21 protein-coding genes are annotated in these 24,258 nt (G+C 66.0%); 14 read left to right on the forward strand and 7 right to left on the reverse strand.

Annotated features, from left to right (window positions below):
• The 4 genes from ACZ92H_RS28720 to bla all read left to right on the forward strand — a co-directional run.
• Positions 1-801: IS1595 family transposase (locus ACZ92H_RS28720; protein WP_465051900.1), on the forward strand; the 801-nt coding region annotated here is incomplete at its 5' end.
• A gap of 70 nt (positions 802-871) precedes the next feature.
• Positions 872-1,288 carry a BlaI/MecI/CopY family transcriptional regulator gene (locus ACZ92H_RS28725; RefSeq protein ID WP_131376894.1) on the forward strand — a complete coding sequence of 139 codons (417 nt, stop codon included), beginning with the start codon at positions 872-874 and terminating at the stop codon, positions 1,286-1,288.
• Positions 1,285-3,027 (forward strand): M56 family metallopeptidase, encoded by a 1,743-nt coding sequence (locus tag ACZ92H_RS28730; RefSeq protein ID WP_465051899.1) that lies wholly within the window; start codon positions 1,285-1,287, stop codon positions 3,025-3,027. The genes ACZ92H_RS28725 and ACZ92H_RS28730 overlap by 4 nt, the downstream gene beginning before the upstream one ends.
• Positions 3,028-3,105: 78 nt before the next feature.
• Positions 3,106-4,056: a subclass B3 metallo-beta-lactamase gene (gene bla / locus ACZ92H_RS28735; RefSeq protein ID WP_465052387.1), complete on the forward strand. Its 951-nt coding sequence runs from the start codon at positions 3,106-3,108 to the stop codon at positions 4,054-4,056.
• A 21-nt stretch (positions 4,057-4,077) separates the two neighbouring features.
• On the opposite strand, the gene ACZ92H_RS28740 is transcribed toward bla, so the two are convergent.
• Positions 4,078-4,422 carry a tetratricopeptide repeat protein gene (locus tag ACZ92H_RS28740; RefSeq protein ID WP_465051897.1) on the reverse strand — a complete coding sequence of 115 codons (345 nt, stop codon included), beginning with the start codon at positions 4,420-4,422 and terminating at the stop codon, positions 4,078-4,080.
• Between the two features lie 325 nt (positions 4,423-4,747).
• Here ACZ92H_RS28740 and ACZ92H_RS28745 point away from each other — a divergent pair, with 325 nt between their 5' ends.
• Complete coding sequence (locus ACZ92H_RS28745) at positions 4,748-6,853, forward strand: TonB-dependent siderophore receptor (RefSeq protein ID WP_465051896.1); 2,106 nt, start codon at positions 4,748-4,750, stop codon at positions 6,851-6,853.
• Positions 6,854-7,112: 259 nt separating this feature from the next.
• Positions 7,113-8,282, forward strand: a complete 1,170-nt coding sequence (locus ACZ92H_RS28750; RefSeq protein ID WP_465051895.1) for an acetyltransferase domain-containing protein — start codon at positions 7,113-7,115, stop codon at positions 8,280-8,282.
• A gap of 6 nt (positions 8,283-8,288) precedes the next feature.
• Here ACZ92H_RS28750 and ACZ92H_RS28755 read toward each other — a convergent pair whose 3' ends face one another.
• From ACZ92H_RS28755 to ACZ92H_RS28765, 3 genes are all read right to left on the reverse strand, one after another.
• Positions 8,289-10,160, reverse strand: a complete 1,872-nt coding sequence (locus ACZ92H_RS28755; RefSeq protein ID WP_465051894.1) for a transthyretin-like family protein — start codon at positions 10,158-10,160, stop codon at positions 8,289-8,291.
• A gap of 107 nt (positions 10,161-10,267) precedes the next feature.
• Positions 10,268-10,798 (reverse strand): isochorismatase family protein, encoded by a 531-nt coding sequence (locus ACZ92H_RS28760; RefSeq protein ID WP_465051893.1) that lies wholly within the window; start codon positions 10,796-10,798, stop codon positions 10,268-10,270.
• 53 nt (positions 10,799-10,851) lie between these two features.
• Positions 10,852-11,769 (reverse strand): LysR family transcriptional regulator, encoded by a 918-nt coding sequence (locus ACZ92H_RS28765; RefSeq protein WP_465051901.1) that lies wholly within the window; start codon positions 11,767-11,769, stop codon positions 10,852-10,854.
• Between the two features lie 123 nt (positions 11,770-11,892).
• Between ACZ92H_RS28765 and ACZ92H_RS28770 the strand changes: the two genes are divergently transcribed.
• The 3 genes from ACZ92H_RS28770 to mmsB all read left to right on the forward strand — a co-directional run bounded on the left by ACZ92H_RS28770 (position 11,893) and on the right by mmsB (position 15,669).
• Positions 11,893-13,110 (forward strand): ABC transporter substrate-binding protein, encoded by a 1,218-nt coding sequence (locus ACZ92H_RS28770; protein WP_131376875.1) that lies wholly within the window; start codon positions 11,893-11,895, stop codon positions 13,108-13,110.
• Between the two features lie 143 nt (positions 13,111-13,253).
• Positions 13,254-14,768, forward strand: coding sequence for a CoA-acylating methylmalonate-semialdehyde dehydrogenase (locus tag ACZ92H_RS28775; protein WP_465051892.1), 1,515 nt, complete (start codon positions 13,254-13,256; stop codon positions 14,766-14,768).
• Positions 14,769-14,778: 10 nt separating this feature from the next.
• On the forward strand, positions 14,779-15,669 hold the full coding sequence (gene mmsB, locus ACZ92H_RS28780; protein ID WP_465051891.1) for a 3-hydroxyisobutyrate dehydrogenase: 891 nt from the start codon (positions 14,779-14,781) through the stop codon (positions 15,667-15,669).
• 125 nt (positions 15,670-15,794) lie between these two features.
• Here mmsB and ACZ92H_RS28785 read toward each other — a convergent pair whose 3' ends face one another.
• Positions 15,795-16,184: a DUF1090 family protein gene (locus tag ACZ92H_RS28785; RefSeq protein ID WP_465051890.1), complete on the reverse strand. Its 390-nt coding sequence runs from the start codon at positions 16,182-16,184 to the stop codon at positions 15,795-15,797.
• 141 nt (positions 16,185-16,325) lie between these two features.
• Here ACZ92H_RS28785 and ACZ92H_RS28790 point away from each other — a divergent pair, with 141 nt between their 5' ends.
• From ACZ92H_RS28790 to ACZ92H_RS28805, 4 genes are all read left to right on the forward strand, one after another.
• Positions 16,326-17,165 (forward strand): tetratricopeptide repeat protein, encoded by an 840-nt coding sequence (locus ACZ92H_RS28790; RefSeq protein ID WP_465051889.1) that lies wholly within the window; start codon positions 16,326-16,328, stop codon positions 17,163-17,165.
• 5 nt (positions 17,166-17,170) lie between these two features.
• A complete protein-coding gene (locus ACZ92H_RS28795; protein ID WP_465051888.1) occupies positions 17,171-18,163 on the forward strand; it encodes a tetratricopeptide repeat protein in 993 nt (330 codons plus the stop codon).
• A gap of 68 nt (positions 18,164-18,231) precedes the next feature.
• Positions 18,232-19,446: an AGE family epimerase/isomerase gene (locus tag ACZ92H_RS28800; RefSeq protein WP_131376860.1), complete on the forward strand. Its 1,215-nt coding sequence runs from the start codon at positions 18,232-18,234 to the stop codon at positions 19,444-19,446.
• Positions 19,443-20,375, forward strand: a complete 933-nt coding sequence (locus tag ACZ92H_RS28805) for a carbohydrate kinase family protein (RefSeq protein ID WP_465051887.1) — start codon at positions 19,443-19,445, stop codon at positions 20,373-20,375. Before ACZ92H_RS28800 ends, ACZ92H_RS28805 begins: the two co-directional genes overlap by 4 nt.
• 29 nt (positions 20,376-20,404) lie before the next feature.
• Here ACZ92H_RS28805 and ACZ92H_RS28810 read toward each other — a convergent pair whose 3' ends face one another.
• Positions 20,405-21,484 (reverse strand): LacI family DNA-binding transcriptional regulator, encoded by a 1,080-nt coding sequence (locus ACZ92H_RS28810; protein WP_131376855.1) that lies wholly within the window; start codon positions 21,482-21,484, stop codon positions 20,405-20,407.
• Positions 21,468-23,381 (reverse strand): glucokinase, encoded by a 1,914-nt coding sequence (locus ACZ92H_RS28815; protein ID WP_465051886.1) that lies wholly within the window; start codon positions 23,379-23,381, stop codon positions 21,468-21,470. Before ACZ92H_RS28815 ends, ACZ92H_RS28810 begins: the two co-directional genes overlap by 17 nt.
• A 324-nt stretch (positions 23,382-23,705) precedes the next feature.
• Between ACZ92H_RS28815 and ACZ92H_RS28820 the strand changes: the two genes are divergently transcribed.
• A partial coding sequence (locus ACZ92H_RS28820) for a carbohydrate porin (RefSeq protein WP_465051885.1) occupies positions 23,706-24,258 on the forward strand: 553 nt, incomplete at its 3' end.

Raw genomic sequence — 24,258 nt, forward strand, 5'->3', positions numbered from 1 at the left:
CCCCATCTGCATCGGCATGGCCATGCGCACGGCCTGCAGCGCTACCGCTGCGTGCCCTGCGGGCGCACCTTCAATGCGCTCACCGGCACGCCACTGGCTCGCCTGCGCCATAAATCGCTGTGGCTCGAGTATGCGGACTGCCTGATCGATTCCCGCTCGGTACGCCAGGCAGCCAGCCAATTGGGCGTGCACCGCAACACCGCGTTCCGCTGGCGCCACCGCTTTTTAGCCCTGGTAAAAACGGACCGGCCGCATTGCCTGCATGGCATCATCGAGGCCGATGAACTGTATGTACTGGAATCGCAAAAGGGCGCGCGGCATCTGACGCGTCCGGCGCGCCGCCGGGGCGGCCATGCCCGCCAGCGTGGCATTTTCAGTGCGCAAGTCTGCATCCTTGTGGCGCGCGACCGCACGGGGCAAACCCTGGCTTTCGTCACCGGACCAGGCGCGCTGACGACGGCGCAGCTGCATGACTGCTTGTCTCCCGTCATCGACAAGGATGTCTTGCTGGTGACGGACGGCCATGCCGCCTACCGGGCCTTCGCGCGCACAGCGGGGATCAGCCACCAGGCCGTCAACTTGCACGCAGGCATGCGCGTGCGCGTTGCCGCGCACGTGCAGAACGTCAATGCGTATCACAGCCGCCTGCGCGGATGGCTAAGAGCGTTTCACGGCGTGGCGACGCGCTACCTGCCAAACTACCTGGGATGGCGCTGGATACTCGACGCCAGACGCATCCGTTCACCAGAAACGTTATTGAAAGCAACATTGGGCGCATTCCCACATCTGACGGTGACATAGCCTTTTTAATTGCGGCACACTAGAAAAAAAGTTCTAGACAGGGTGTTCTAGAATCGGTATTCTAGTCGCCATGCTGAAAACTAACTCTATCCCCCATCCCACCGCCGCCGAACTGGATTTGCTGCGCATCCTGTGGCAGCGCGGTCCCTCCGACGCGCGCGCCGTGTATGAAGCCCTGGCCGCCGAGCGTGCCGACGCCAGTTATGCCACCGTGCTGCGCCAGCTGCAGCTCATGCATGGCAAGGGCATGCTGAGCCGCGATGAAAGCCAGCGGCCCCAGCTGTATGCGGCCGTCGAGGCGCAGGAGAAGCTGCAAACCAGCTTGCTCAAGGACTTGATCGGCAAGGTGTTTTCCGGTTCCGGCAAGGCGCTGGTGCTGGCCGCGCTGCGCGAGCACGTGAGCGATGCGGAACGGGCCGACATCGAGAAAATCCTGCGCCGCCAGAGTGGCGGCAGCGACGACGGCAAGGGCGCAAACAAGCCATGAACCTGCCCGCCATGGACCTGTTGCTGCCGGCGCTGGGCTGGGTGCTGCTGTATTTCGTCTGGCAAGGCGCCTTGCTTGGCGCCGCCGCTGCCACCGGCCTGTGGCTGCTGCGCGGCGCCGCGGCGCACTGGCGCTATGCGCTGTGCGCGCTGGCCTTGCTGTTGTGCATAGGCATGCCCGCCGCACACTTGCTGGCCCTGCTGCTGGGCGAAGCGCCTGTGCGGGCCCAGGCGTCCTCGGCGCTGCCCGCCTGGCGCCACGCCATCGACGCCTGGCTGCCCGCCCTGGTGCTGGCCTGGAGCGCCGGCGTCGGTCTGATGAGCTTGCGTCTGTGCCTGGGCCTGGCCTGGGTTGGCAAGCTGCGCCGCCAGGCCGTGGCGGTACCGGCCGTCTGGCAGGCGCGCCTCGACGCGCTGGCGCTGCGCATGGGCTTGCGCCAATCGCTGCCGCTCAAGCTGCATGCGGGGCTGTCCAGTCCCGTGACCCTGGGTTTCTGGCGCCCCGTCGTGCTGCTGCCCGTGTCCTTGCTGAGCGGCATGCCCGTGGCGCTGGTCGAAGCCTTGCTGGCGCATGAACTGGCCCACGTGCGGCGCTGGGATTATCTCGTCAATCTGCTGCAAAGCGTGGCCGAGGCGCTGCTGTTTTTCCATCCCGTCGTCTGGTGGCTGTCGGCGCGCATGCGGGCCGAACGGGAGCAGGTGGCCGACGCGCTGGCTGCGCAAGCCCTGCACGATCCGCAGCAGCTGGCCAGCGCGCTGCACGCCTTGTCGCTGCACGCCACGGCACAGCCCCGGCCTGGCTTGCTGCTGTCTGCCCGGGGCGGCGCGCTGCTCGCCCGCATCAGCAGCCTGATGGCGCCGGCGCCCGCCGCCACGGGCTGGAAGCTGGCCGTGCCCGCCTTGCTGCTGGCCTGCGCCACCTTGCTGATGCAGACGCAGGGCAAGCCTGCCGTCAGCGCGGCGGCCCTGGCCGGTGCGACCGCCGCGATGCTGGACTTGCCCGTCAGCGCCAGGCACATGCTGGTGTTCGATGACAGCACGGGCCAGGTATTGATGGCCAAGGATGCGGACGCCGTGGTGCCGATTGCCTCCATCACCAAGCTGATGACGGCCATGGTGGTGCTCGACGCGGGACTCGACCCGCAGGAACAGCTGCGCATCGTGCGCGCCGACGGCCATGCGTCGATGCAGCGCGACAGCCTGCTGGCCGATGGCGTGGCCGTGTCGCGCGCCGCTTTGTTGCAACTGGCGCTGCTGCCATCCGAAAACCGCGCCGCCGCCGCGCTGGCGCGCACCTATCCCGGCGGCCATGCCGCCTTTGTCCAGGCGCTGCAGGCCAAGATCCGCAGCCTGGGCCTGACCCGCACCCATTTGCGCGAGCCTGTCGGCAGTTCACCGGCAAATACCTCGACGGCCACGGAAGTGGCGAAGATCGTGGCCGCCGCCGCGCGCTACCCGGACATCGCCCGCATCACCAGCCACCCGCAGGCCAGCGTGGCCGTCAACGGCAAGTGGCGCACCTTGCGCAACACCAATCCGCTCGTCGGCGGCAAGGGCTGGGACATCGTGCTGTCGAAAACAGGCAGCAGCCACGAGGCGGGCAGCTGCCTGAGCATGCGCATGCGCAGCGGCGGCAGGAACGTCACCGTGGTGCTGCTGGACGCCGATGGCGCGCAGCGGCGCTCGCTCGACGCGGGCAATATCCGCGACACCCTGGCCGGCAGGATGGCCCCCATGTGATCCCCCCTGGCGCGCCGCGTCGCGGCCGCCTTTCTTTTTTACACTCTGGAGATGATGATGACACTATTGGCGAAGTTGATGCTGGCGACGGTTGCGACCATGTCGGCGGGTGCGCTGCAGGCAAAAGCGCCGGGACCGGTGCCGGCGCCCCAGCCGGATACCCCTGTCGATTGCGACAGCTGCAAGGCCTGGAATGCGGAAGTAGCGCCGTTCAATGTATATGGCAATACCTGGTACGTGGGCACGGCCGGCTTGTCCGCCGTGCTGGTGACCAGCCCACAGGGCCATATCCTGCTCGACGGCGCGCTGCCGCAATCGGCGCCGTTGATCATCAAGAACATCGCGGCGCTGGGTTTCCGCATTGAGGATGTGAAGTTCATCCTCAATTCCCACGCGCATTGGGACCATGCGGGCGGCATCGCCGCGCTGCAGCGCGCCAGCGGCGCCACCGTGGTAGCCAGCGCCTCGGGGGCCCTGGGGCTGCAAAGCGGCACCAACGGCAAGGACGATCCGCAATACCAGGCCCAGCCTGTCGTGCACGTGGCAAAAGTCGCCAAGGTCACGGTGGTGGGCGAGGGCGATGCCGTCAAACTCGGTCCCTTGGCGCTGACTGCCCACATGACGCCAGGCCATACGCCCGGCGCCACCACGTGGACGTGGACGTCATGCGAAGGCCAGCGCTGCCTGGACGTGGTGTATGCGGATAGCCTGAACCCGTATTCCAGCGGCGATTTTACTTACACGGGCAAGGGCAGGACACCCGATATCTCCGCCTCGTTTGCGGCCAGCATCGCCAAGGTGGCGGCCCTGCCATGCGACATCATCCTGTCCGTGCATCCGGATGCGACGGGCGTGCTGGACAAGGCTGCCAGGCGCAGCGGCGAGCATAATCCGTTCATCGACGCGAACGCCTGCCGCGCGTACGCGGCCAATGCGGACGCCATGCTGGCCAAGCGGCTGGCGAAGGAGCGCGGCGTGAGCGTGCCAGCGGCGGCTGCCGCCGCTGCGTCTGCCCGGCACGCGCACTAAGGGTTTTCCCCCTGCCGCGCGCTATGGCACGGCTGGGGATGCTTCCTCCTGGCCATCCCGCGCTTTCTGCAAGCGTTTCAGGAACACCGTCATTTCCTTGGCGGCCTGCAGGTCGCCTTGCTGCCGGGCTACGCTCACGCCCGTCGTCCAGGCGGCCTCGGCGTCATCCAGCCGGCCCAGCTGGTGCATGGCCTTGCCCAGCAGTTTCCAGGCGGCGGAGTAGCCGGGCTGCTGCACGGTGGCTTGCGCCAGGTGGACGGCGGCTTGCCCGGTGTCCTGCGCCTTCAGGCAGGCGTCGCCCAGGCCGAAGCGCAGCAGGGCGTTGTCGCGGCCGCTCTCCAGCAGTTTTTCCAGTCGTGCCCGCATGCTAGCCTCCATTAATATGCAAGATAATTCTTGTATATTAATCCTTCCCGCCCCAGGAAACAAGGTGGCGTTCACATGGCCATGTCCACCACCGGCTTGCCGCGCGCGCCGCCAGCTTGCGCCTCCTGCGCCGTGGACAGGGCAAGAGGGCGGGAATCGAGCCGACGTGCAGCTGGCCCGCGGCAGTCAGCCGATGCGCTTCCCGCAAGCGGGCAAGCGTGCGTGGGATTCTTGGCGCACATTTTTCGCGCCCACTTTAATGAGAATTGATTATCAATTATAATGCAAGGCTATTGCATTGAATTGCGCCATTGTCAGGAATCCCATGCTTGTGTTTTCACGCCGTCCCGTAGCGCTCCTGCTGGCCGCCGCCAGCCCGTTGGCGCTCGCGCTCGACCCTGCCGCAGCCGACAGTGCCGAGGCGCAGGAGGTCGTCACCGTCAAGGCCGAGCGCCAGCATTACCGCAGCCTGTCGGCCACCGGCGCCACGAAGACGGATGCGCTGCTGATGGACCTGCCGCAAAGCGTGCGCGTGCTGACGGGCGACTTGCTGCGCGACGCGGGCGTGACGACCCTGGCCGGCGCCCTGGACCTGGCCAGCGGCATGTCAAAACAGAGTCCGCTGGGCGGCCTGTGGGACAGCTACGCCATGCGGGGCTTCACGGGCGACCCGAATTTCGGCTCCGACTACATGGTCAACGGTTTCAGTTCCAGCCGCGGCTACAACGGCATGCGCGACGCGGCCAATACGCAGGCCGTGGAAGTGCTGAAAGGCCCCGCCTCGGCCCTGTATGGCCGGGGCGAGCCGGGCGGCACCGTCAATATCACGACGAAAAAGCCGCAGTTCGCGCCCGCATACAGCGCCGATTTTTCGCTGGGCAGCTTCCGCACGCGCCGCGCCGCCGTCGACTTGACGGGCCCCTTGAGCGACAGCCTTGCCTACCGCCTCAACGCCGCCCACGAAGAAGGGCACAGCTTCCGCGATACCGTGAAAGTCGAGCGCAGCCTGTTTTCGCCCTCGTTCCTCTGGCTGCCGGGCGAGCACACGAGCGTATCGTATGAAATCGAAGCCGTGCAGCAGCGCGCGCCGTTCGACCGGGGCGTCGTGGCCGTGCACGGCAAGCTGGGCGCCGTTCCCGTGTCGCGCTTCCTGGGCGAGCCGGGCGATGGCCCCATGACGGTCAAGTCGCTGGGCCAGCAGCTGTTCATCCACCACGCGCTGTCCGACGACTGGACGGTGCAGGCGGGCGCCTCCTACCGCGACAGCGCATTGGCGGGCTACTCCACCGAGGCGAACAAGCTGCTGGCCGATGGCCGCACCCTGAACCGCCAGCGCCGCCACCGCGATTTCTCGGCCACCGATGTTTCCGCCCGCGTGGAACTGCTGGGCAAGTTCAGGACAGGCGCGCTGGCGCACGAGGCGCTGCTGGGCGTGGACGCCTATCACTTCGACGACCACCGGGTGCAGCTGCGCCGCAACCCGTCCGCCGGCAATCCGTATGCCATCGATATTGATGCGCCCGTGTATGGCGGCAAGGCCGATCCGCTGGCCCTGTCCATCGATACGCAGGAGGGGCAGCGGGCGCGTGGCCTGTATGCGCAGGATCAGGTGGACCTGGGCGCGCACTGGAAGGCGCTGGTCGGCGTGCGCCACGATACGTACACGCAGGACGTGACGAACAATCGCCTGAACGTGCGCAACCGCCAGTCGCTGTCGGCCACCAGCCCCCGCGCCGGCCTCGTCTACCAGCCGTCGGCAGCCTGGTCGCTGTATGCCAGCGCGGCGAGGGGCTTCCGTCCCAACAGCGGCATCAGCATCGAGAACCAGGCGTTTCCCGCCGAGCGCAGCCGCTCGTACGAGCTGGGCGCGAAGCTGGAAACGGGCAAGCTGACGGGCACCGTGGCCATCTACGACATCCGCAAGAGCAACGTGCTGACGACGAATCCCGCCAACACGGATTTCGCCGTCGCGGCGGGCGAGGTGGGCAGCCGTGGCCTGGAACTGGACGTGTCGGGCGAAGTGGCGCGCGGCCTGCGCATTTCGGGCGCATATGCGTACACGGACGCCACCGTCGCGCGCGGCGACAACACGATCGTGACGGGCAGCCGCTTCGCCAACGTGCCGCGCCACGGCGCCAATGTGATCGCCACGCAGCAGTTCGCGCTGGGCACGGGCACGGCCAGCGTGGGCGGCGGCGTGCAATACGTGGGCGAGCGCCTGGGCGACGTCGCCATCAGCAGCCAATTCACCCTGCCGGCCTACACGACGGCCAGGCTGCTGGCGTCGTATTCGCCCGACGCGAAACTGCGCCTGGCCCTGAACGTGGAAAACCTGTTCAACCGCAGCTACTATGCAAGTTCCTACAGCCCCTTGTGGGTGGCGCCGGGCGCCGAGCGCACGCTGACCTTGAATGCGCATTACCGGTTTTGACGGTGGCGTTTTTTACCTGCCGTGCAACAGATCCAACGCACAGGCGGAAGACCGGGGTGGGACCATAAGGTCCGCTCCCCATTTCTGCCTGTGGTGCAAGCACGCTTGACGTGACGCGGCATTGTGTAGAACCAGCAGCATAAAGCCGGGGGCAGACCCGACGGATCCGATCCCGGATTTTTACGCAATAGTTCCGATCCCAGTTGCTGCCTGTGGGCTCAGGAACGTCACATGAACATCAACGTTTAAGCATGAATCAATGACCGCTACTCCTGATTTCGCCGCCCCCGCCACCTTGCGCGCCCGCATCGCCGTGATCGACGTCATGCGCGGCCTCGTCATGCTGATCATGCTGTTCGACCATGTGCGCGAAACCGTTTTTCTCCATCACCAGGTGAGCGACCCGATGGATGCGGCCGGTGTCGATCCTGCCCTGTTCTTCACGCGCCTGGCGGCCCACGTGTGCGCGCCCATGTTTGTCTTCTTGACGGGGCTGTCGGCCTGGCTGTATGCGCATCCGGCCGCCGGCCCGCGCAGCGCCACGGGTTTCCTGTTCAAGCGGGGCTTGCTCCTGATCGTGCTGGAACTGGTGTTCGTCAACTTCGCCTGGAGCGGGGCGTTTCCGCCGGCCGTGCTGTACCTGCAGGTAATCTGGGTCATCGGCCTGGCCATGATGGCGCTGGCCGTGCTGCACCAGCTGCCCTTGACAGTGCTGGCACTGCTGGGCGTGGCCATCATCGCGGGACAGCACCTGTTCACTTGCATGCATGCGCGGGAGGGCAGCGCCGGCTACCATGCGCTGACGGTGCTGCTGCAGCGGGGATACCTGGTGGCGGACGGTGCCATGAAGATCAAGGTCAGCTATCCGCTGCTGCCGTGGATCGGCGTGATCCTGCTTGGCTATGCGGCCGGTCCCCTGTATGCGCGCAGCCGCTCGCCTCAGGGGCGCCGCCGCTTGCTGCTGGCGCTGGGCGGCGGCAGCTTGCTGTTGCTGGGCGTGCTTCGCGGTTTCAATATTTACGGTGAAACCCTGCCGTGGGTAGCGGGCGACACGGCCTTGCGCACGGCCATGAGCGTGCTGAACTTCACCAAGTATCCGCCGTCGCTGGACTTTTTACTCTTCACCCTTGGCCTTGGACTGCTGGGTCTGGCCTGGCTGGAAAGCGTCGATAACTGGTTCACCCGGGCTTGCGCCACCTTTGGCGGCGCGCCCATGTTTTATTATTTGCTGCACCTGTATCTGCTGCTGGCCATCGGCATCACCTTGACCGCCGTGCTGGGCGCCAACCATGGCCAGCGCTATGGCGTCGAGCACATCTGGCAAGTGTGGCTGATCGCGCTGGCCCTGATGCCCGTGCTGTACTTTCCCTGCCGCGCGTTTGCCCGCTACAAGCGCACCTCGACACAGGCATGGGTACGCTACTTCTAAGCTCGCCTACTTGCAATACAGCCTGTCGATGCTGTGCGACGACGCCAGGTAGTGCCGCGTTTGCCAAGCGATGGCCACGCGGTAGGCGCATGGCGGGTCGAGCGCCACGTTGACGGGGAAGCCGCCATTGTTGCCCGATAAATGCGGCCCGCCCGCGCCGCCGCGGAACAGATAATTGCTGGGCGGTGGCGGCGGCGTGAAGCTGGCCGCCGGCAGCGGTGGCGGCGGATGCTGGATGCCATTGTTGTTGGAAATCGTGATGTTAAAGAAGCGCAGATGCGGATGGTCGATCGTGTACAGGATATGCACGAGGCCGCCGGCGATGGGATTGCAGGCATTGCTGCGCAATTCCTCCAGGTCCAGCGCCACGATGACGGGTGAATTGTCGAAGACGATGGAGTCGAGCCCGTCGCTGGCCACCAGCGCCAGGCTGATGCCGTCCCGCACTTCAAAGCCCAGGCGGTAGCGGCGTATCGGTTCGCTCTCGGCCGTCGTCAGGCTGCGCCCCGCGTCGAGGATGGGCAAGCCGCCCGGCAGCTTGGCCGGATGCAGGCTGGTGATGGCGGGGGTATTGACGGTCAGCAAATCGAAGGTGCGCAGGAAGATGCTGGGCGCCACGTTGACGATGGCCGTCGTGCCGTCGCGCATGTCCACCGTGACGGGCTTGCCATCGACCCTGATCCAGCCGCCTGGCAGCAAGTCGCCCGCGTCGACGATCACCTGGGCCGAGTCGGCCAGGCCCAGTCCATTCGTATAAAACACATAGCCGACGAGGGTGCCGAGGATTTGCGTCAAGGGTGCCAGGCTGGCCGGCGCCACGGTCGGCAGGGCCGTCGGGTCGTCGCTGCCGCCGGGCCAGGTCCACTCGCCGATGAGAAAGCGGTATTCCAGCGGATTGGCGGGGATGGCGCTGTTGCGCAGCGGGCAGTTGCCTTTCATGGTAACGCCGCCGGCAAAGACATACGAGGCGCCGGCGCCGCCCGCATAGCCTTGCGGGGAAAAGCCCGCCGCCGAGGGGAACGGATGGATATCGAACACTTCCACCTGCTGCCAGTGCGGCACGCCTTCCACGTCGGGCGGCAGGACATCCTTCGAGCACAATTCCACGCAGAAGCAGTGCCCCACGTTTTCGCGCCCGGGCTGGCGGCCATTGGCCTGGGTTTCCGACAGGATGGTCACGCTGCCCAGCTGCGCCGTGAAATACACGTCGGGTCCGCTGGCGAACTCCACGTTGATGAACGGGGAAAACGGCGTGAGCGTGAAGTCCGACGTCAGGTAGTCGATGCGGAAGCGTCCGCTGGCGTCCGTCACGGCGTCGCCCAGCGCATCGTCCTGCAGCCAGTCCGCGTCGAACGCGCGCACGGTGGCGCCGGCGATGGGCGCTTGCGGGGCGTCGCAGGTGCGCAGGCGGCCGCAGATGGTCCAGGCGCCGAAGCGGGCGCGCACCAGGCACCAGAAGCGCTGCGGCAGGCAATAATCCCAGACGGCAAGGAAATCATTGTCCACCTGGCGCCAGCGGGGCTGGATGGTGGTGATGGAAAATTGCAGCGGCACGGGCGCTTTCGGCCCCGGCTTCAGGTGCGGCACGGTGGGGCACAGCACGTCCACCTCGACGGCCTGGCCCTGGTAATCGCCTTCCAGGCTGAAACTGTAGTTGCCGTCGTCGTCCGTGCGCGCCTCGGCCAGCAGGAAGGGGGCCTTCGCCTGCACTTCTTCATCGGTGAGGATGGCGAAGGTTTCCTTGGCGCTGGCCACGGCCAGGGCCGTGACGTTTTGCGCATCGCGCGGCCGGTACAGGCGCACGATGACGTGCGACAGCGCTTCAGGACATTCGGCACAGATCAAGCCGCACAGCTTGCCGCGTAGGATGTAGGCCATGATGGCTCCCTTGCTGGTATGGACCTGCGCGCCGCTCGGAATGGCGGCGCTGTTACCAAGCTAGCAAAGGGACAGCCGATGGGCTTGATCTGGCTTAAACCTGCCGTCTATTTAATCAGCGCCAATACCTCGCGGAAACGCGGATGCTTGCAGTCGCGCAGCCACTCGAAGGCCAGCATTTCCACCGTCACCAGTTGCGCGCCCAGCTTGCCGAGGCGGGCCAGGGCCGCGTCGCGGCTGGCCGCCTGGCGCGAGCCGACGGCGTCGATGGCGATGGCGACATCGTAGCCGCGCTGCAGCAGGCCGATGGCCGTCTGCAGCATGCATACATGGGCTTCGCAGCCCGTGACGACGATCTGTTTGCGTCCGGCCGGCAAGATCTCCTGCAAGCCATCGAAGCAGGCGCCGAAATGCGTCTTGTGCAAGGTCTGTTCGCACAGCGCGGCGATCTCTTCCACGTTGGGCCCCAGTCCCTGGCGGTTTTGCTCCGTGCCCAGCACGGGCACGTCGAGCAGGCGGGCGATCCTGGCCAGGCGCAGGTTTTGCGCCAGCACGGCACCGGCGTCGTGGATGGCCGGCATCAAGCGGCCTTGCAGGTCGACGATGACCAGTACGGCCTGGCTTGCATCCATCAGCATGGCATTCTCCTTATTCGTATGGCGTGGCGACAGTGTAGCGCGCCGCGGCATGTTCACGCCGGCCAGCTGGGCAGGGCCGTCTCGCCCATCAGGTAGGCGTGGTTCAGCTCGATGGCGGTGCGCAGGTAGTTCCACAGGGCGCTGACCCGGGCGATGTTGCGCCGTTCGCTGGGGGAAATCATCCAGAACGAGCGCAGCAGGTCGATTTCGCCGTCGAGCACGGGCACCAGTTCGTTCGACTGCTGCGCCACGAAGCAGGGCAGGATCGCCAGCGCCTGGCCCGCGCGCGCCGCGTGGTATTGGGCCAGCACGCTGGTGCTGCGGAAGGCCCGCAGGGAATCGGGCGCCACATTGTCCATGTAGCGCAATTCCGCGCTGAAGACCAGGTCGTCCACATAGCCGATGATGGGGTGCTGCGCCAGCTGCGCCACGCTGGTGATGGGCGCGTGGCGCGCCAGGTAGGCGGGCGCGGCGTACAGCTTCAGCCGGTAGTCGGACAGCTTCGTCACCACGTAGGGGCCGGACAGCGGCCGTTCGATGGAAATGGCCACGTCCGCCTCGCGCTTGGACAGGCTGACGAAGCGGGGCACGGCGATCAGGTCCACGCTGATGTGCGGGTAGCGGCCGCAAAATTGCGCCAGGTGCGGCGCCAGCACGACGGCGCCGAAGCCTTCCGTGGCGCCCAGGCGCACCTGGCCCGACAATAGCCGGTTGTGTTCGCCCAGTTCCTCGGTGGCGGCGAACACCGTGCTTTCCATCGTTTCCGCGTATTCCATCAGGCGGTGGCCCTCGGGCGTCAGCTGGTAGCCCACGTAGTTGCGGTCGAACAGCTGCGTGCCCACCTGTTCCTCGAACTTGCGCATGCGGCGCGACACGGTGGAGTGGTCGATGCCGAGCTTTTTCGCCGCATCGACGAGTCCCGCGCTGCGCGTCAGCTCCAGGAAGACCCGCACATTGTCCCAATCGAGCACCATGTTCTCCTTGTGCATTTTTGCAAAGGAATTATGCATGAATTTCACTTGAATGCATATTTTTACACATGCAGAATGCGGATATACATATAAGAAAAACCCTTACCCCTCAGGAGACACCGCATGAAAAAGACCGTTCTGGCCCTGGGCGCGCTGGCGCTCACCCTGTCCTTTCCCGGCGCGCAGGCGCAGATTTCCGATGGCGTCGTCAAGGTCGGCATCCTCACCGACATGTCCGGCCCGTATTCGGCCATGGGCGGACGCGGCTCCGTCGTCGCCAGCCAGATGGCCGTCGAGGATTGTTTAAAGGCCGAATGCAAGGGCATGAAAATCGAGATCCTCTCGGCAGACCACTTGAACAAGGCCGACATCGCCGCCTCCAAGGCGCGCGAATGGCTGGACCGCGACAAGGTCGACGCCATCGCCGACCTGACGAATTCCTCGGTGGCCCTGTCCGTGCAAAAGCTCATGAAAGAGAAGGGCGGCATCGCCATGTTCAGCGGCCCGGCCACGGGACGCCTGACCAATGAAGACTGCTCGCCGAACGGCTTCCACTGGATGTTCGACACGTATTCGCAGGCGGCCGGCACGGCGGCGGCATTGACCAAGCTGGGACAGAAATCGTGGTACTTCGTCACCGTCGACTACGCCTTCGGCCATTCGCTGGAAAAGGACGCCAGCGATGTCGTCAAGCGCAATGGCGGCACGGTGCTGGGCGCCGTGCGCCATCCGCTGAACGCCTCGGATTTCTCGTCTTTTCTGGTGCAGGCGCAAGGCTCCAAAGCGCAGGTGATCGGCCTGGCCAATGGCGGCGCCGACACGGTGTCGGCCATCAAACAGGCGCGCGAGTTCCGCATCGGCAGCGGCAAGGACCAGCGCCTGGCCGCCTTGCTCGTGTTCCTCTCCGACGTGCATGCGCTGGGGCTGGACACGGCCCAGGGCCTCGTCTACGCGGACGGCTTTTACTGGGACTACGATGACCGCAGCCGCGCCTTCGCCAAGCGCTTCGAGGCGCTCAACAAGGGCGCCAAGCCGACCATGGTGCAGGCGGGCGTGTATTCCAGCGTCTATCACTACCTGAAATCGGTGGCGGCGGCGAAGAGCGACGACTCGAAGATCGTCGCCCAGAAGATGCGCGAACTGCCCATCCAGGACGCCGTCATGCACAATGCCTCGATCCGCCCCGACGGCCGCGTGATCCACGACATGTACCTGGTGCAGGTGAAGACCCCGGCCGAATCGAAGGGCGCCTGGGACTACCTGAAAGTGCTGTCCACCATTCCCGCCGACCAGGCGTTCAAGCCGATGGATGCGGCGGCGTGCAACCTGGTCAAGAAATAATTTTCGGCGGATCAGCAGAGTGCCGGGGGCAGACCCGCCGGGGGGATTTTCCCTGGCGGGGAAAATCCCGATTCCGAAGGAACTGACCCCAGATTTCCGCTGCTGTGACGCGACTTTTGCGTATCGAATTATTGGAGCCTCACATGAACCAAGCCCTCACCCAAGTCCCCGCCGTCCCCCTGCATATCGGCGGCAAGCACCATGCGTCCGCCAGCACCGAATGGCGCGACGTCGTCAACCCGGCCACCCAGGAAATCGTCGCCCGCGTGCCGTTTTCCACGCCCGATGAAGTCAACCTGGCCGTCTCCACGGCCAAGGAAGCCTTTAAAACGTGGCGCAACACGCCGCTGGCGGCGCGCATGCGCATCATGCTCAAGTACCAGCACCTGATCCGCGACAACATCGCGGCCTTGGCCGAACTGATCACGCGCGAGCACGGCAAGACGCTGCCCGACGCGGAAGGCGAAGTCATGCGGGGCCTGGAAGTGGTGGAGCACGCGTGCTCGATCGCCACGCTGCAGCTGGGCGAGATCGCGGAAAACGCGGCCAATGGCGTCGATGTCTACAATATCTACCAGCCGCTGGGCGTGGGCGCCGGCATCACGGCGTTCAACTTCCCCGTCATGCTGCCGTGCTTCATGTTCCCCATCGCCATCGCCTGCGGCAATACCTTTGTCTTGAAACCGTCGGAGCAGGACCCGTCTTCGTCCATGTACCTGGTCGAACTGATGTACCAGGCGGGCTTGCCGGCCGGCGTGCTGAACGTCGTGCATGGCGGCGCCGACGTCGTCAACATGCTGTGCGACCATCCCGACATCAAGGCCGTTTCCTTCATCGGCTCGACGCACGTGGGCACGCATGTGTACCGCCGCGCCAGCGAGTCGGGCAAGCGCGCGCAGTCGATGATGGGCGCGAAAAACCATTGCGTGGTGCTGGCCGACGCCAACAAGGAACAGGCCATCAATAACCTGATCGGCGCCGCCTTCGGCGCGGCCGGCCAGCGCTGCATGGCCAATTCCGTCGTGGTGCTGGTGGGCGAGGCCCGTTCCTGGCTGCCGGAAATCGTCGCCCGCTCGAAGGCGCTGAAAGTGGGGCCGGGCAGCGACCGCGAGGCGGACCTGGGCCCGATGGTGTCGAAAGCAGCCATGCAGCGGGCGGAAAAGCTGATCCAGGCGGGCGTGGACGAGGGCGCGCAGCTGCTGCTCGACGGCCGCGGCCACAAGGTGGCCGGCTACGAGGGCGGCAACTTCATGGGGCCGACGATTTTCTCCAAGGTGCAGGCATCGAACTCCGTCTACACGCAGGAAATCTTCGGCCCCGCCATGTGCGTGGTGGAGACGGACACGCTGGACCAGGCCATCGCCTTCATCAACGCCAACCCGAACGGCAATGGCACGTCGATCTTTACGTCGTCCGGCTGGGCCGGGCGCAAGTTCCAGAACGAGATCGACGTGGGGCAGGTGGGCATCAACGTGGCCATTCCCGTGCCCGTCGCCTATTTCAGTTTTACTGGCTCGCGCGCCTCGAAGCTGGGCGACCTGGGGCCGAACGGCAAGCAGGCGCTGTACTTCTGGACGCAGACCAAAACCGTCACGGCACGCTGGTTTGCCCCGGACGACGGCGGCAGCGGCGTCAATACCACCATTTCGATGAAGTAGGGAGGCAATCATGGGTACCAATATCGTTTTTATTGGCCTGGGCAACATGGGCTTGCCCATGGCGCAGAACCTCGTGCGCGCCGGCCACGCCGTCACGGGATTTGACCTGGTGGCGGACAGCGTGCGGCAGTTCGCCGACGGCGGCGGCCTGGTGGCCGACGACCAGGCGGCGGCGATAGGCCAGGCCGACATTGTCATCACCATGCTGCCGGCCAGCCGCCACGTGCTGGGCGCCTATCTCGGGGAGGCGGGCATCCTGGCGCAGGCGCGCCCCGGCACGCTGCTGATCGACTGCTCGACCATTTCCACCGAGGCGGCCCGCCAGGTGGGCCGCGCCGCGCAGGAAAAAGGATTGCCCATGCTGGACGCGCCCGTTTCCGGCGGCACGGCGGGCGCCACCAACGCCACGCTGACCTTCATGGTGGGCGGCGAAGAAGGCACGGTGGCGGCCGCGCGTCCCTATCTGGAAGCCATGGGCAAGGCCATTTTCCATGCGGGTGAACTGGGCAGCGGCCAGACGGTCAAGATCTGCAACAACATGCTGCTGGGGATACTCATGATCGGCACCAGCGAAGCCATCCGGCTGGGCGTGGCGAACGGGCTGGACCCGAAGGTGGTGTCGGAAGTGATGGCGAAAAGCTCGGGCCGCAACTGGACCCTGGAAGGGTACAACCCGTGCCCGGGCGTGGCGGACAACGTGCCCGCCTCGCGCGGCTACGCGGGCGGCTTTGGCGTCGACCTGATGCTCAAGGACCTGGGCCTGGCCGTGGAAAGCGCGCTGGCCAGCGGCGCGGCCGTGCCCCTGGGCGCCTTGGCGCGCAATTTATACAGCCTGCACAGCAAGGCAGGCGCGGGCGCGCTGGATTTTTCCAGCATTTACCAGATGCTGGGGAAAGAGTAAGACCTGGAGCGCCGGACAAAACCGTAGCGAGCGGCAATGATTTCTGGCCAGGAAGCGCAGCTGTGCTCCAGCACAGCATGCATCGCCGGCCGCAAGGCGCGGCGCGCAGCAGGTTTGCTCGGGAGTTAAGGTTGCTGGGCCTGCAGGGCGGCCAGTTCCGCCTTGGCTTTTTCCAGCTTGCCTTCCAGCTTGGCGATCTTTTTCGGTTCTTTATTGGCTTCCTGGGCCAGGCGCAGCGAACGCTCCGTCTGGTTCACCTTGGCCTGCGCCTTCAGGATTTTCTTGTTGTGGCGTTCGACCAGGGTGCTGTCGCGGCAGTGGGCGTTGACTTCGTCGAGCGCGCGCGTGAGGCCCGCGACCTTGTCGGACAGGCCCTGTTCTTTGGCCTGGCGCAATTCGCTGCGGATGCTTTCGCGCTTGGCGGCGCAGCCCGTCAACTGGGTATCGGCGGCGCTGGCGCCCACGGAGGCAGCGGCGAGCAGCAGGGTCAAGGCGGTGGTGGCGAGGCGGTTCATGGCGGTCCTGGGTGTGGGGGTTGAGTTGATGCAATGTAAGCCTGCCGGCGCGCCGTGTCAAACCCGTCCTGTCATGCAGTGCGCGCCTCATGGGCGCGGCATCGGCTACCATGCGTGTTTTCTTCTTTCCGATTCCGCCGCATGCCCAAGAAATTATTGCTGCTACTCCCATTGCTGTTGCCGCTGTCCGCCCTGGCCCAGACGTCGCCCACCTTGCTCGACCTGCAGCTGATCGCCGTCGAGGCCAGGGCGGATGCGTCGTCCAGCAGCCCGGAAAGTCTCGCTGAATTTGCCGAGACCCGGCGCGCTGCCGACGCGGGCGACGTGGAGGCGCAGCTGGAACTGGCGCGCATGCTGCAGCTGGGCGTCGGCGCGCCGCAAGACACGGCACAGTCGATGGCCTGGATACGCAAGTCGGCCGAAGGGGGCCATGCGCCCGCGCAGGCAGCGCTGGGGCTGGCCTACAGCGTGGGCGGCAAGGTGCCCATCGACCGCGTGCAGGGCGAATACTGGCTGCGCAAGGGCGTGGCGCAAGGCGACGAGCTGGCGCAAACCATTCTGGCGCTGGAATTCATCGATGGCGACAGCAGGCCGGAAGAACAGGCGCTGGCCATCGCATGGTTGAAAAAGGCGGCGGAACAGCACTTCGTGCCCGCGTATAACGCCCTGGGCGAGCACCTGATGCGCGCGGCCGCCAACGATGAGCAGCGCAGCGAGGCCTTCGACTGGTATTACAAAGCGGCGCGCGAGCAGGAGCCGGCCGGCATGCGCAACCTGGCCCGCGCGCACGAACTGGGCCTGGGCGTGGCGCGGTCCGACAAGCTGGCCCTGGTCTGGTACGAGCGGGCAGGATGGCGCGGCGACGTGCCCGCCATGCGGCGCATGCTCGATGTGTATGCCAAGGGCGAACTGGGACAACAGGCGAATGCGGAAGACGCCGCCGCGTGGCGCGAAAAACTGGCGCAGAAGGAAAAGAAATGAAGGCCATGCTGTTCATATTAAGCCTTGCGTTGGCGCAGCCGGCGTCCGCCCAGCCGGCAGAGGCACCTGCGCCGCGCCAGCATCCGGCGCTGGCCGACTTCGAGACCAGGGGGCTGGACGAGATGCGCGCGCGCGTGCAAGCCGTGATCGACCGTCCCGCCGACCTGTCGCCGGACAAGGTCGCCGCGTTCGAGAAGGCGCGCCTGGCGGCGCAAGGGGGCGATGCGGCCGCCCAGCTGGACGTGGCGCAGATGCTGCACGAAGGCGTAGGCGCGCCGCGCGACCGCGACGCCGGCCTGGCGTGGATGCGGAAGTCCGCCGAAGGCGGTTACGGCCCGGCGCAGGCTTTCCTGGGCGTGGCTTACACGCTGGGCCAGGGCATGGAAATCGACCGCAAGCTGGGCGAATACTGGTCGCGCAAGGGGGCCGCGCAAGGCGTGGAGCTGGCCAACTACACGCTGGCCATGCACTACGAAACCATCCGCAGCAGCCCGGAAGAACAGGCGCACGCGCTGCACTGGCTGAAGTTTTACGCCGAAAATGGCTTCATTCCCGCCTACAATGAGATCGGCTACCGCCTGATGATGACGGCGAGGGACGACGCGCAGCGCAAGGAAGCGTTCGTCTGGTACACGAAGGCGGCCAAGGCGCTCGATCCGTCCGGCTTGAACAATGTCGCCTATTCGTTCGAAGTGGGGCAGGGCGCACCGCAGAACGACGAAGCGTCCCTGTTCTGGTACGAGCTGGCGGCCATCGCCAAGAGTCCGCCGGGCCAGACGGGTTTTGCCCGGCTGCTGGAACAGGGGCGGGGCGGAACCCCGCGCGAAGGACCTGCGCCGCCGCCGTTCGCGCTGTATCTGCTGGCTGCCAGGCAGGGCGACGAAGAGGCGATACAGCGGCTGGTGAAAGTGTTCGAGAACGGTGAGCTGGGGCAGCAGGCCAGCCCGATCCGCGCGGCGCAGTGGCGCGAAAAGCTGCACATGCAGAAGCTTCCCTGATAGACCGAGACGGCGCGAAAGCGGCATGCTATCATCATTGTTATCGATAACAATTATATGAGATATTCATGAATCCCGATTTCCGTTCCCAGGACATGCTCGAAGCGCATATTCTGCACACCATGCGCTTCTACCACCCGCGCGCCATCGACCCGAGCGGCGGCTTCTATCACTTCTTCCTCGACGACGGCACGGTGTATGACGCCAGCACCCGCCACCTGGTCAGCAGCACGCGCTTCATCTTCAACTACGCCATGGCTTGCCGCCGCTTCGGCGGCGACGACTACCAGGCGGCGCTGCGCCACGGCGTGGCATTCCTGCGCGACGCGCACCGCGACCCGGCCACGGGCGGCTATGCCTGGCAACTGACATGGCAGGATGGCGTCAAGACGGTCGACGACGGCGCCAACCATTGCTATGGCCTGGCCTTCGTGCTGCTGGCATATGCGCATGCGCTGCAGGCGGGCCTGCCGGAAGCGCGCGCCTACCTGGACGAAACCTTTGAATTGATGGAGCAGCGTTTCTGGCTGCCCGAGCACGGCCTGTACGCGGACGTGGCCAGCGCCGACTGGGCCACCCTGGACGGCTACCGGGGCCAGAACGCCAACATGCATGCCTGCGAAGCCATGCTGGCCGCGTTCGAAGCGACGGGCGAGGCGCGCTACCTGCACCGCGCCGAGACCCTGGCGCACAACATCACGGTGCGCCAGGCGGGCCTGGCGAACGGCATGATCTGGGAGCACTACAAGCCTGACTGGTCGATCGACTGGGACTACAATCTGCACGACAAGAGCAATATCTTCCGTCCGTGGGGCTACCAGCCCGGCCATTTTACGGAGTGGGCCAAGCTGCTGCTGATCATGGAGCGCCACGCCAGGTTCATGGCTGGTCCGTCCGACTGGCTGCTGCCGCGCGCGCGTGAACTGTACGACACCGCCCTGGCCAAGGCCTGGGATGGCGCGCATGGCGGCATCCATTACGGCTTCGGCCCGCACGATGAAATCTGCGATGGCGACAAATATTTCTGGGTGCAGGCGGAGAGCTTCGCCGCCGCCGCCGTGCTGGCCGCGCGCACGGGCGATGAAGCCTACTGGCGCAGTTACGACAGCATCTGGGACTACAGCTGGAAGTACTTCGTCGACCACGAACACGGCGCCTGGTACCGCATCCTCACGCCTGAAAACCGGAAAATCAGCAACGAGAAAAGCCCGGCCGGCAAGGTCGATTACCACACCATGGGCGCCTGCTATGAAGTGCTGAACGTGATTGGCGGTGCCGCATGAGCGCCGCCGCTTTTCCCAATTTCCCCGCCTTTGTGTCGGCCGGCGAAGCGTTGACGGACATGCTGCGCACGGGCGCGGACGAGTGGAGCAGCCAGGTGGGCGGCTCGACCTGGAACGTGGCGCGCGTGATGGCGCGCCTGGGCGTGCCCAGCGCCTTTGCCGGCGCAATCAGCCTGGACGTGTTCGGCGACGCGCTGGCGCAGGCCACCGACGTGGCGGGCCTGGACATGCGCTTTTTGCAGCGCCATGCGAAGTCGCCGCTGCTGGCCATCGTGCATGAACTGCATCCGCCCACGTATTACTTCATCGGCGACGACAGCGCCGACCTGCATTTCGACGCGGCCCTGCTGCCGGCCGGCTGGATGCAGGGCGCGCAATGGGTGCATTTCGGCGGCATCAGCCTGGCGCGCGAGCCGCTGGCGGGCAAGCTGGTGGCGCTGGCGCAGGAACTCAAGGCGGCCGGCGTGAAGATCAGCTATGACCCGAACTTCCGCGTCATGATGGATGAGCGCTACGACGCCACCCTGCACCGCATGACGCAGCTGGCCGACGTGGTGAAGGTGTCCGATGAAGACCTGGCGGGCCTGTTCCGCCACGACGACGTCAACGGCGCGTTCGCCACCCTGCGCAGCTGGAATCCGCAGGCCACCTACCTGTACACCTGCGGCGCGCAGGGCGCGGCCCTGTACCAGGGCGAGCAGGTGTGGCAGGCGGCGCCGCCGCAGATCGAGGTGGTCGATTCCGTGGGCGCGGGCGATGCCAGCATCGGCGGCTTGCTGTACAGCCTGATGTACCGCCCTGACGCGCCCTGGGGCGAGCACTTGCGCTTTGCCATGGCGGCCGGCGCCGGCGCCTGTCTTGCCGCCGGCGGCTCGCCGCCTTCCGTGGAACTGGTGGAGTCGCTGGCGGCGCGCACGGTGGTGCGCTAGCCGTGCCAGTCCAGCGCTAAATGCCGGTGTCAGGCCGGGCGGGTCTGGCCTGACGTAGCGGGGCCCGTCGACGCCCGCGTCATCAATGTGTACGCCATCAGGTGATGCGTGGCGGGCGCCAGTTCTCCCGCGCGGCGCTGGCGGATCTCGTCGATCACCAGGGTGACGGCGGCGCGCGCCATGTCCGCAATGGGCTGGTGGATGGTGCTCAGTTCCGGCCACACGGTGGTGGCGACGGGCGTATCGTCGAAGCCGCACACGCTCAATTCCTGCGGCACCTGCAAGCCCATGCCGTGCGCCACGGCCAGGGTGGCGGCCGCCATGTCGTCGTTGCTGGCAAAGATGGCGCTGGGCAGGGTCGCTGCGGCCAGCAGCTGGCGCGCCGCGTCGAGTCCCGAACGGTAAGTGAAATAACCCTGCGCCACGCGCTGCGGCGCCACGGCCAGTCCCGCGCCGCGCATGGCGTCGTCGTAGGCCTGGCGGCGCAGCAGGGCGGGCGTGTGCGCCGGGTCGCCTTCGATGAAGCCGATGTCGCGGTGGCCCAGCGCGAGCAGGTGGCGCATCATGGCCAGCGCGCCCTCGTAATCGTCGATGCGCACGGCCGAAACGTCCGGCGACGGGCGCGCCGTGGCCACGGCGATGGCGGGGATGCCCATCTGGTTCAGCTGTGCCAGCACGTGCGGCGAATCGCACAGGGGCGGCGGCACGAGGATGCCATCCACGCCGGCCGCCACCAGGCAGTCGATGGCGGCGCGCTGGCTGGCGAGGTCGCCGCAGCGTTCCAGCAGCAGCTGGCCGCCGCCCTGGCGGCACTGGTCCATGGCGCCGACCAGAAACTCGCTGAGGAAGGCCGCGCTGGGGTTGCTGTACAGCAGGCCGATGCGCAGGGTGCCCGTGCGGGCGGCCCTGGCCGCCAGGTTGGGCTGGTAGTGCAGGCTGGCGATCGCCGCCTCGACCTTGCCGCGCGTGGCGGCGCTGACGCTGGCGCGCCCGTTGATCACGCGCGACACCGTCATGGCCGATACGCCGGCCACGCGCGCCACGTCGTGCACGGTGGCGCCGCTGCCGGCATCAGTGGCGGCGGGCGCCGCCTTATTCGAGGTGGCCACCGAACTTCAGCTTGCCGCTGATGCGCATGCCGTGCAATTGACCCTCTTCCAGTTCGGCGGCGCTGGTGCGCTGCGCCGTGTCGCGCCGCGCCAGCCCGACGGAGAGGATATCGAGCATCATCAGCTGCAGCAGGCGCACGATCATGGGCACGAAATTGAGGTTGCCTTCCGGGTGGTTCAAGGTCAGCAGCACGTCGGCCAGCTTGGCCAGGGGCGAGCCGCTGGCCGTGATGGCCAGCACGCGCGCGCCGCAGCCCTGCGCCACTTTCACGGTGCGCAGCAGGTCGGGCAGGGCGCCCGAGCGCGAGATGACCAGTGCCACGTCGCCCGGTTTCAGCATGGCGGCGCTCATTTCCTGCGCCTGCGGGTCGGCGAAGAAGCTGCTGACGATGCCCAGGTTGAGCAGCTTTTGCTGCATGTCGTCGGCCACCACGCGGGCGCTGCCCACGGCCAGCAATTCCACCCGCTGCGCGCCGCGCAGCAGCTCGATGGCGGCCGTCAGCGCCTTCACGTCGAGCATGTCGCGCAGGGCCAGTGCGGCCGAGGCGTTATTGCCCAGCACCTTGCGCGCCAGTTCCGCGTCGGAGTCCGAAATCTCCACGTGGCAGTGGGCCACCGTGATGGCGCCGCCCGTCAGGCCGGATGCCAGCTTGAGCTTGAAATCGGCCAGGCCCTGCACGCCGATCGAGCGGCAGAAGCGCATCACCGTGGGCTGGCTCACGCCGACGCGCTGGGCGATTTCCGCGATCGGCAGGGTCAGCATGGCGTTCGGTTCCTTCAGCACCCAGTCGGCCACCTTGCATTCCGATGGACTCATGCGTCCGCGTGCCTGGCGCACGGATTCGAGCACGGGCGCGCCGGTATGGGCGCGCTTGAGCTTTTGCGCCAGGATGGCGGCAATTCCCAGGAAGGTCGGCAGTTCGGCCGTGATCAAAAAGGTGGGAATCTGCGCCAGGTATTCGTTCAGGCGGCCCTTCTGTTCGAAGCGCGCGCGGAATTGCGACTGCTCGAACAAGGGGCCCAGGCGCGGCACGATGCCGCCGCCGATATAGATGCCGCCCAGCGCGCCCAGGGTCATGGCCACGTTGCCGGCGATGGAGCCGAGGATGGCGCAGAAGCAGTCCACCGCTTCGAGGCACACGTCGCATTCATTGTTCAGGGCGCGGCTGGTGATTTCGGCCGCCGGCAGCGGCGGCGCGTCCGTCACGCCAGCGCGTTCGGACAGGGCGCGGTAGATCAGTTCCAGCCCGCGGCCGGAGGCGAGGCGCTCGGCCGAGACGTGCGACAGTTCGCGCCAGGCGAAGGACAGCACGTCCATCTCGCGCTGGTCGCACGGCGCGAAGCTGACATGGCCGCCTTCGCTGCCCAGCGCGATCCAGCGGTCTTCCGCGGGGATCATGCCGGACACGCCCAGGCCCGTGCCCGAGCCCAGCAGGCCGATGACGCTGTCGGCGCGCGCCATGCCGCCGCCGATCTGCTGGCGCTGGTCGGGCCGCAGGTAGGGCAGGGCCATGGCTAGCGCCGTGAAGTCGTTCACCACCAGCAGGGTGTCGAGTCCCAGCGCGGCGCGCATGGCCTCGATGGAGAAGAACCAGTGGTGGTTCATCATGCGGATCGTGTCATCGTCGATGGGATTGGCGATGGCGATGGCCGCGTGGCGCACGCGCGCCGAGCCGGCGGCACGCGCTTCGCTGCTCAGCATGTAGGCGGTGATGGCGTCGAGCAGCGAGGCATAGTCGTCGCACGGGAGTACGGCCACGGCTTCCAGGTGGCCCTGGCGCGTTTCCAGCACGAAGCGGGCATTGGTGCCGCCGATGTCGGCCAGCAGGCGCGGCCCATCGCTGAAGCGCTCCGCCGGATCGCTGCCTGCTACTTCCATTTTTTCATCAATTTTCATGGCGGTGCTTTATCTCGTCTGCGTGCGCTGTCGTGGCGGCGCACTGTCGTTATGGGCAAAAACCAAGGATTTTAATTCGTATACGTGCCGCGTGCCGAAAAATGCGGCGCCTCCTGATAATTGCTTGTCTACCATGCCGGAAACAGGCGATGGCGGGGCATGAAAAGGAAGCAAATAAAGTGTCGCAGAGTAGTCGTAGGATTACAACATAATATGTTGATATTTGTTCGTAGTATAGTTACTATGTCCCTGCTGGAAAGAATTCTGGCCAGTACATTCGGCCACGAATGACTAGATAAAAACAAATTACTGAGGAGACTTACCATGCTGCATCGCAACATGTTGAAGGCTGTGTTGAAGACACTGCCGGCTGCCATCGTCTTAGCCATCGCCAGCGGTTCCGCTGCTGCCGACCCCATGTATCCATCCGATTCCGAAGGCTTCCACGGCTACCTGCGCGCTGGCGCCGGCAGCAATACCTCGGGCGACGGCGGCTCGCAAGGCTGTTTTGGTCTGGGCGGCAATACCATGAAATACCGTCTGGGCAATGAGTGCGACGCCTACACGGAATTCGGCTACACCAAATCCATCGCCAAGTCCGGCGGCGTCAACTACTTGGCCACCATCTGGGTCAATGCCTATGCGCCGAACTCCGATTTCGGCGATAACAAGCTGGGCATCGTGAAAGCCTACGTCGAAGCGCAGGGACTCGATTTCCTGAACGGCGGCACGGCCTGGGTCGGCAAGCGTTTCTACTACCGTCCCGACATCCACATGCTGGATCTGCAATACATCAACATGAACGGCACGGGTGCCGGCCTGGACCGCATTCCCGTGGGCCCGGGCAAATTCTCGTACGCCTTCTTCAAGGATAACG

The sequence above is a fragment of the Janthinobacterium foliorum genome, from assembly GCF_978021625.1.

Excerpts from the sequence above, each read along its gene's own strand:
- ACZ92H_RS28725 (WP_131376894.1), top strand. The coding sequence starts at position 872 with ATGCTGAAAACTAACTCTATCCCCCATCCCACCGCCGCCGAACTGGAT.
- ACZ92H_RS28730 (WP_465051899.1), top strand. The coding sequence starts at position 1,285 with ATGAACCTGCCCGCCATGGACCTGTTGCTGCCGGCGCTGGGCTGGGTG.
- bla (WP_465052387.1), top strand. The coding sequence starts at position 3,106 with ATGCTGGCGACGGTTGCGACCATGTCGGCGGGTGCGCTGCAGGCAAAA.
- ACZ92H_RS28740 (WP_465051897.1), bottom strand. The coding sequence starts at position 4,422 with ATGCGGGCACGACTGGAAAAACTGCTGGAGAGCGGCCGCGACAACGCC.
- ACZ92H_RS28745 (WP_465051896.1), top strand. The coding sequence starts at position 4,748 with ATGCTTGTGTTTTCACGCCGTCCCGTAGCGCTCCTGCTGGCCGCCGCC.
- ACZ92H_RS28750 (WP_465051895.1), top strand. The coding sequence starts at position 7,113 with ATGACCGCTACTCCTGATTTCGCCGCCCCCGCCACCTTGCGCGCCCGC.
- ACZ92H_RS28755 (WP_465051894.1), bottom strand. The coding sequence starts at position 10,160 with ATGGCCTACATCCTACGCGGCAAGCTGTGCGGCTTGATCTGTGCCGAA.
- ACZ92H_RS28760 (WP_465051893.1), bottom strand. The coding sequence starts at position 10,798 with ATGCTGATGGATGCAAGCCAGGCCGTACTGGTCATCGTCGACCTGCAA.
- ACZ92H_RS28770 (WP_131376875.1), top strand. The coding sequence starts at position 11,893 with ATGAAAAAGACCGTTCTGGCCCTGGGCGCGCTGGCGCTCACCCTGTCC.
- ACZ92H_RS28775 (WP_465051892.1), top strand. The coding sequence starts at position 13,254 with ATGAACCAAGCCCTCACCCAAGTCCCCGCCGTCCCCCTGCATATCGGC.
- mmsB (WP_465051891.1), top strand. The coding sequence starts at position 14,779 with ATGGGTACCAATATCGTTTTTATTGGCCTGGGCAACATGGGCTTGCCC.
- ACZ92H_RS28785 (WP_465051890.1), bottom strand. The coding sequence starts at position 16,184 with ATGAACCGCCTCGCCACCACCGCCTTGACCCTGCTGCTCGCCGCTGCC.
- ACZ92H_RS28790 (WP_465051889.1), top strand. The coding sequence starts at position 16,326 with ATGCCCAAGAAATTATTGCTGCTACTCCCATTGCTGTTGCCGCTGTCC.
- ACZ92H_RS28795 (WP_465051888.1), top strand. The coding sequence starts at position 17,171 with ATGCTGTTCATATTAAGCCTTGCGTTGGCGCAGCCGGCGTCCGCCCAG.
- ACZ92H_RS28800 (WP_131376860.1), top strand. The coding sequence starts at position 18,232 with ATGAATCCCGATTTCCGTTCCCAGGACATGCTCGAAGCGCATATTCTG.
- ACZ92H_RS28805 (WP_465051887.1), top strand. The coding sequence starts at position 19,443 with ATGAGCGCCGCCGCTTTTCCCAATTTCCCCGCCTTTGTGTCGGCCGGC.
- ACZ92H_RS28815 (WP_465051886.1), bottom strand. The coding sequence starts at position 23,381 with ATGAAAATTGATGAAAAAATGGAAGTAGCAGGCAGCGATCCGGCGGAG.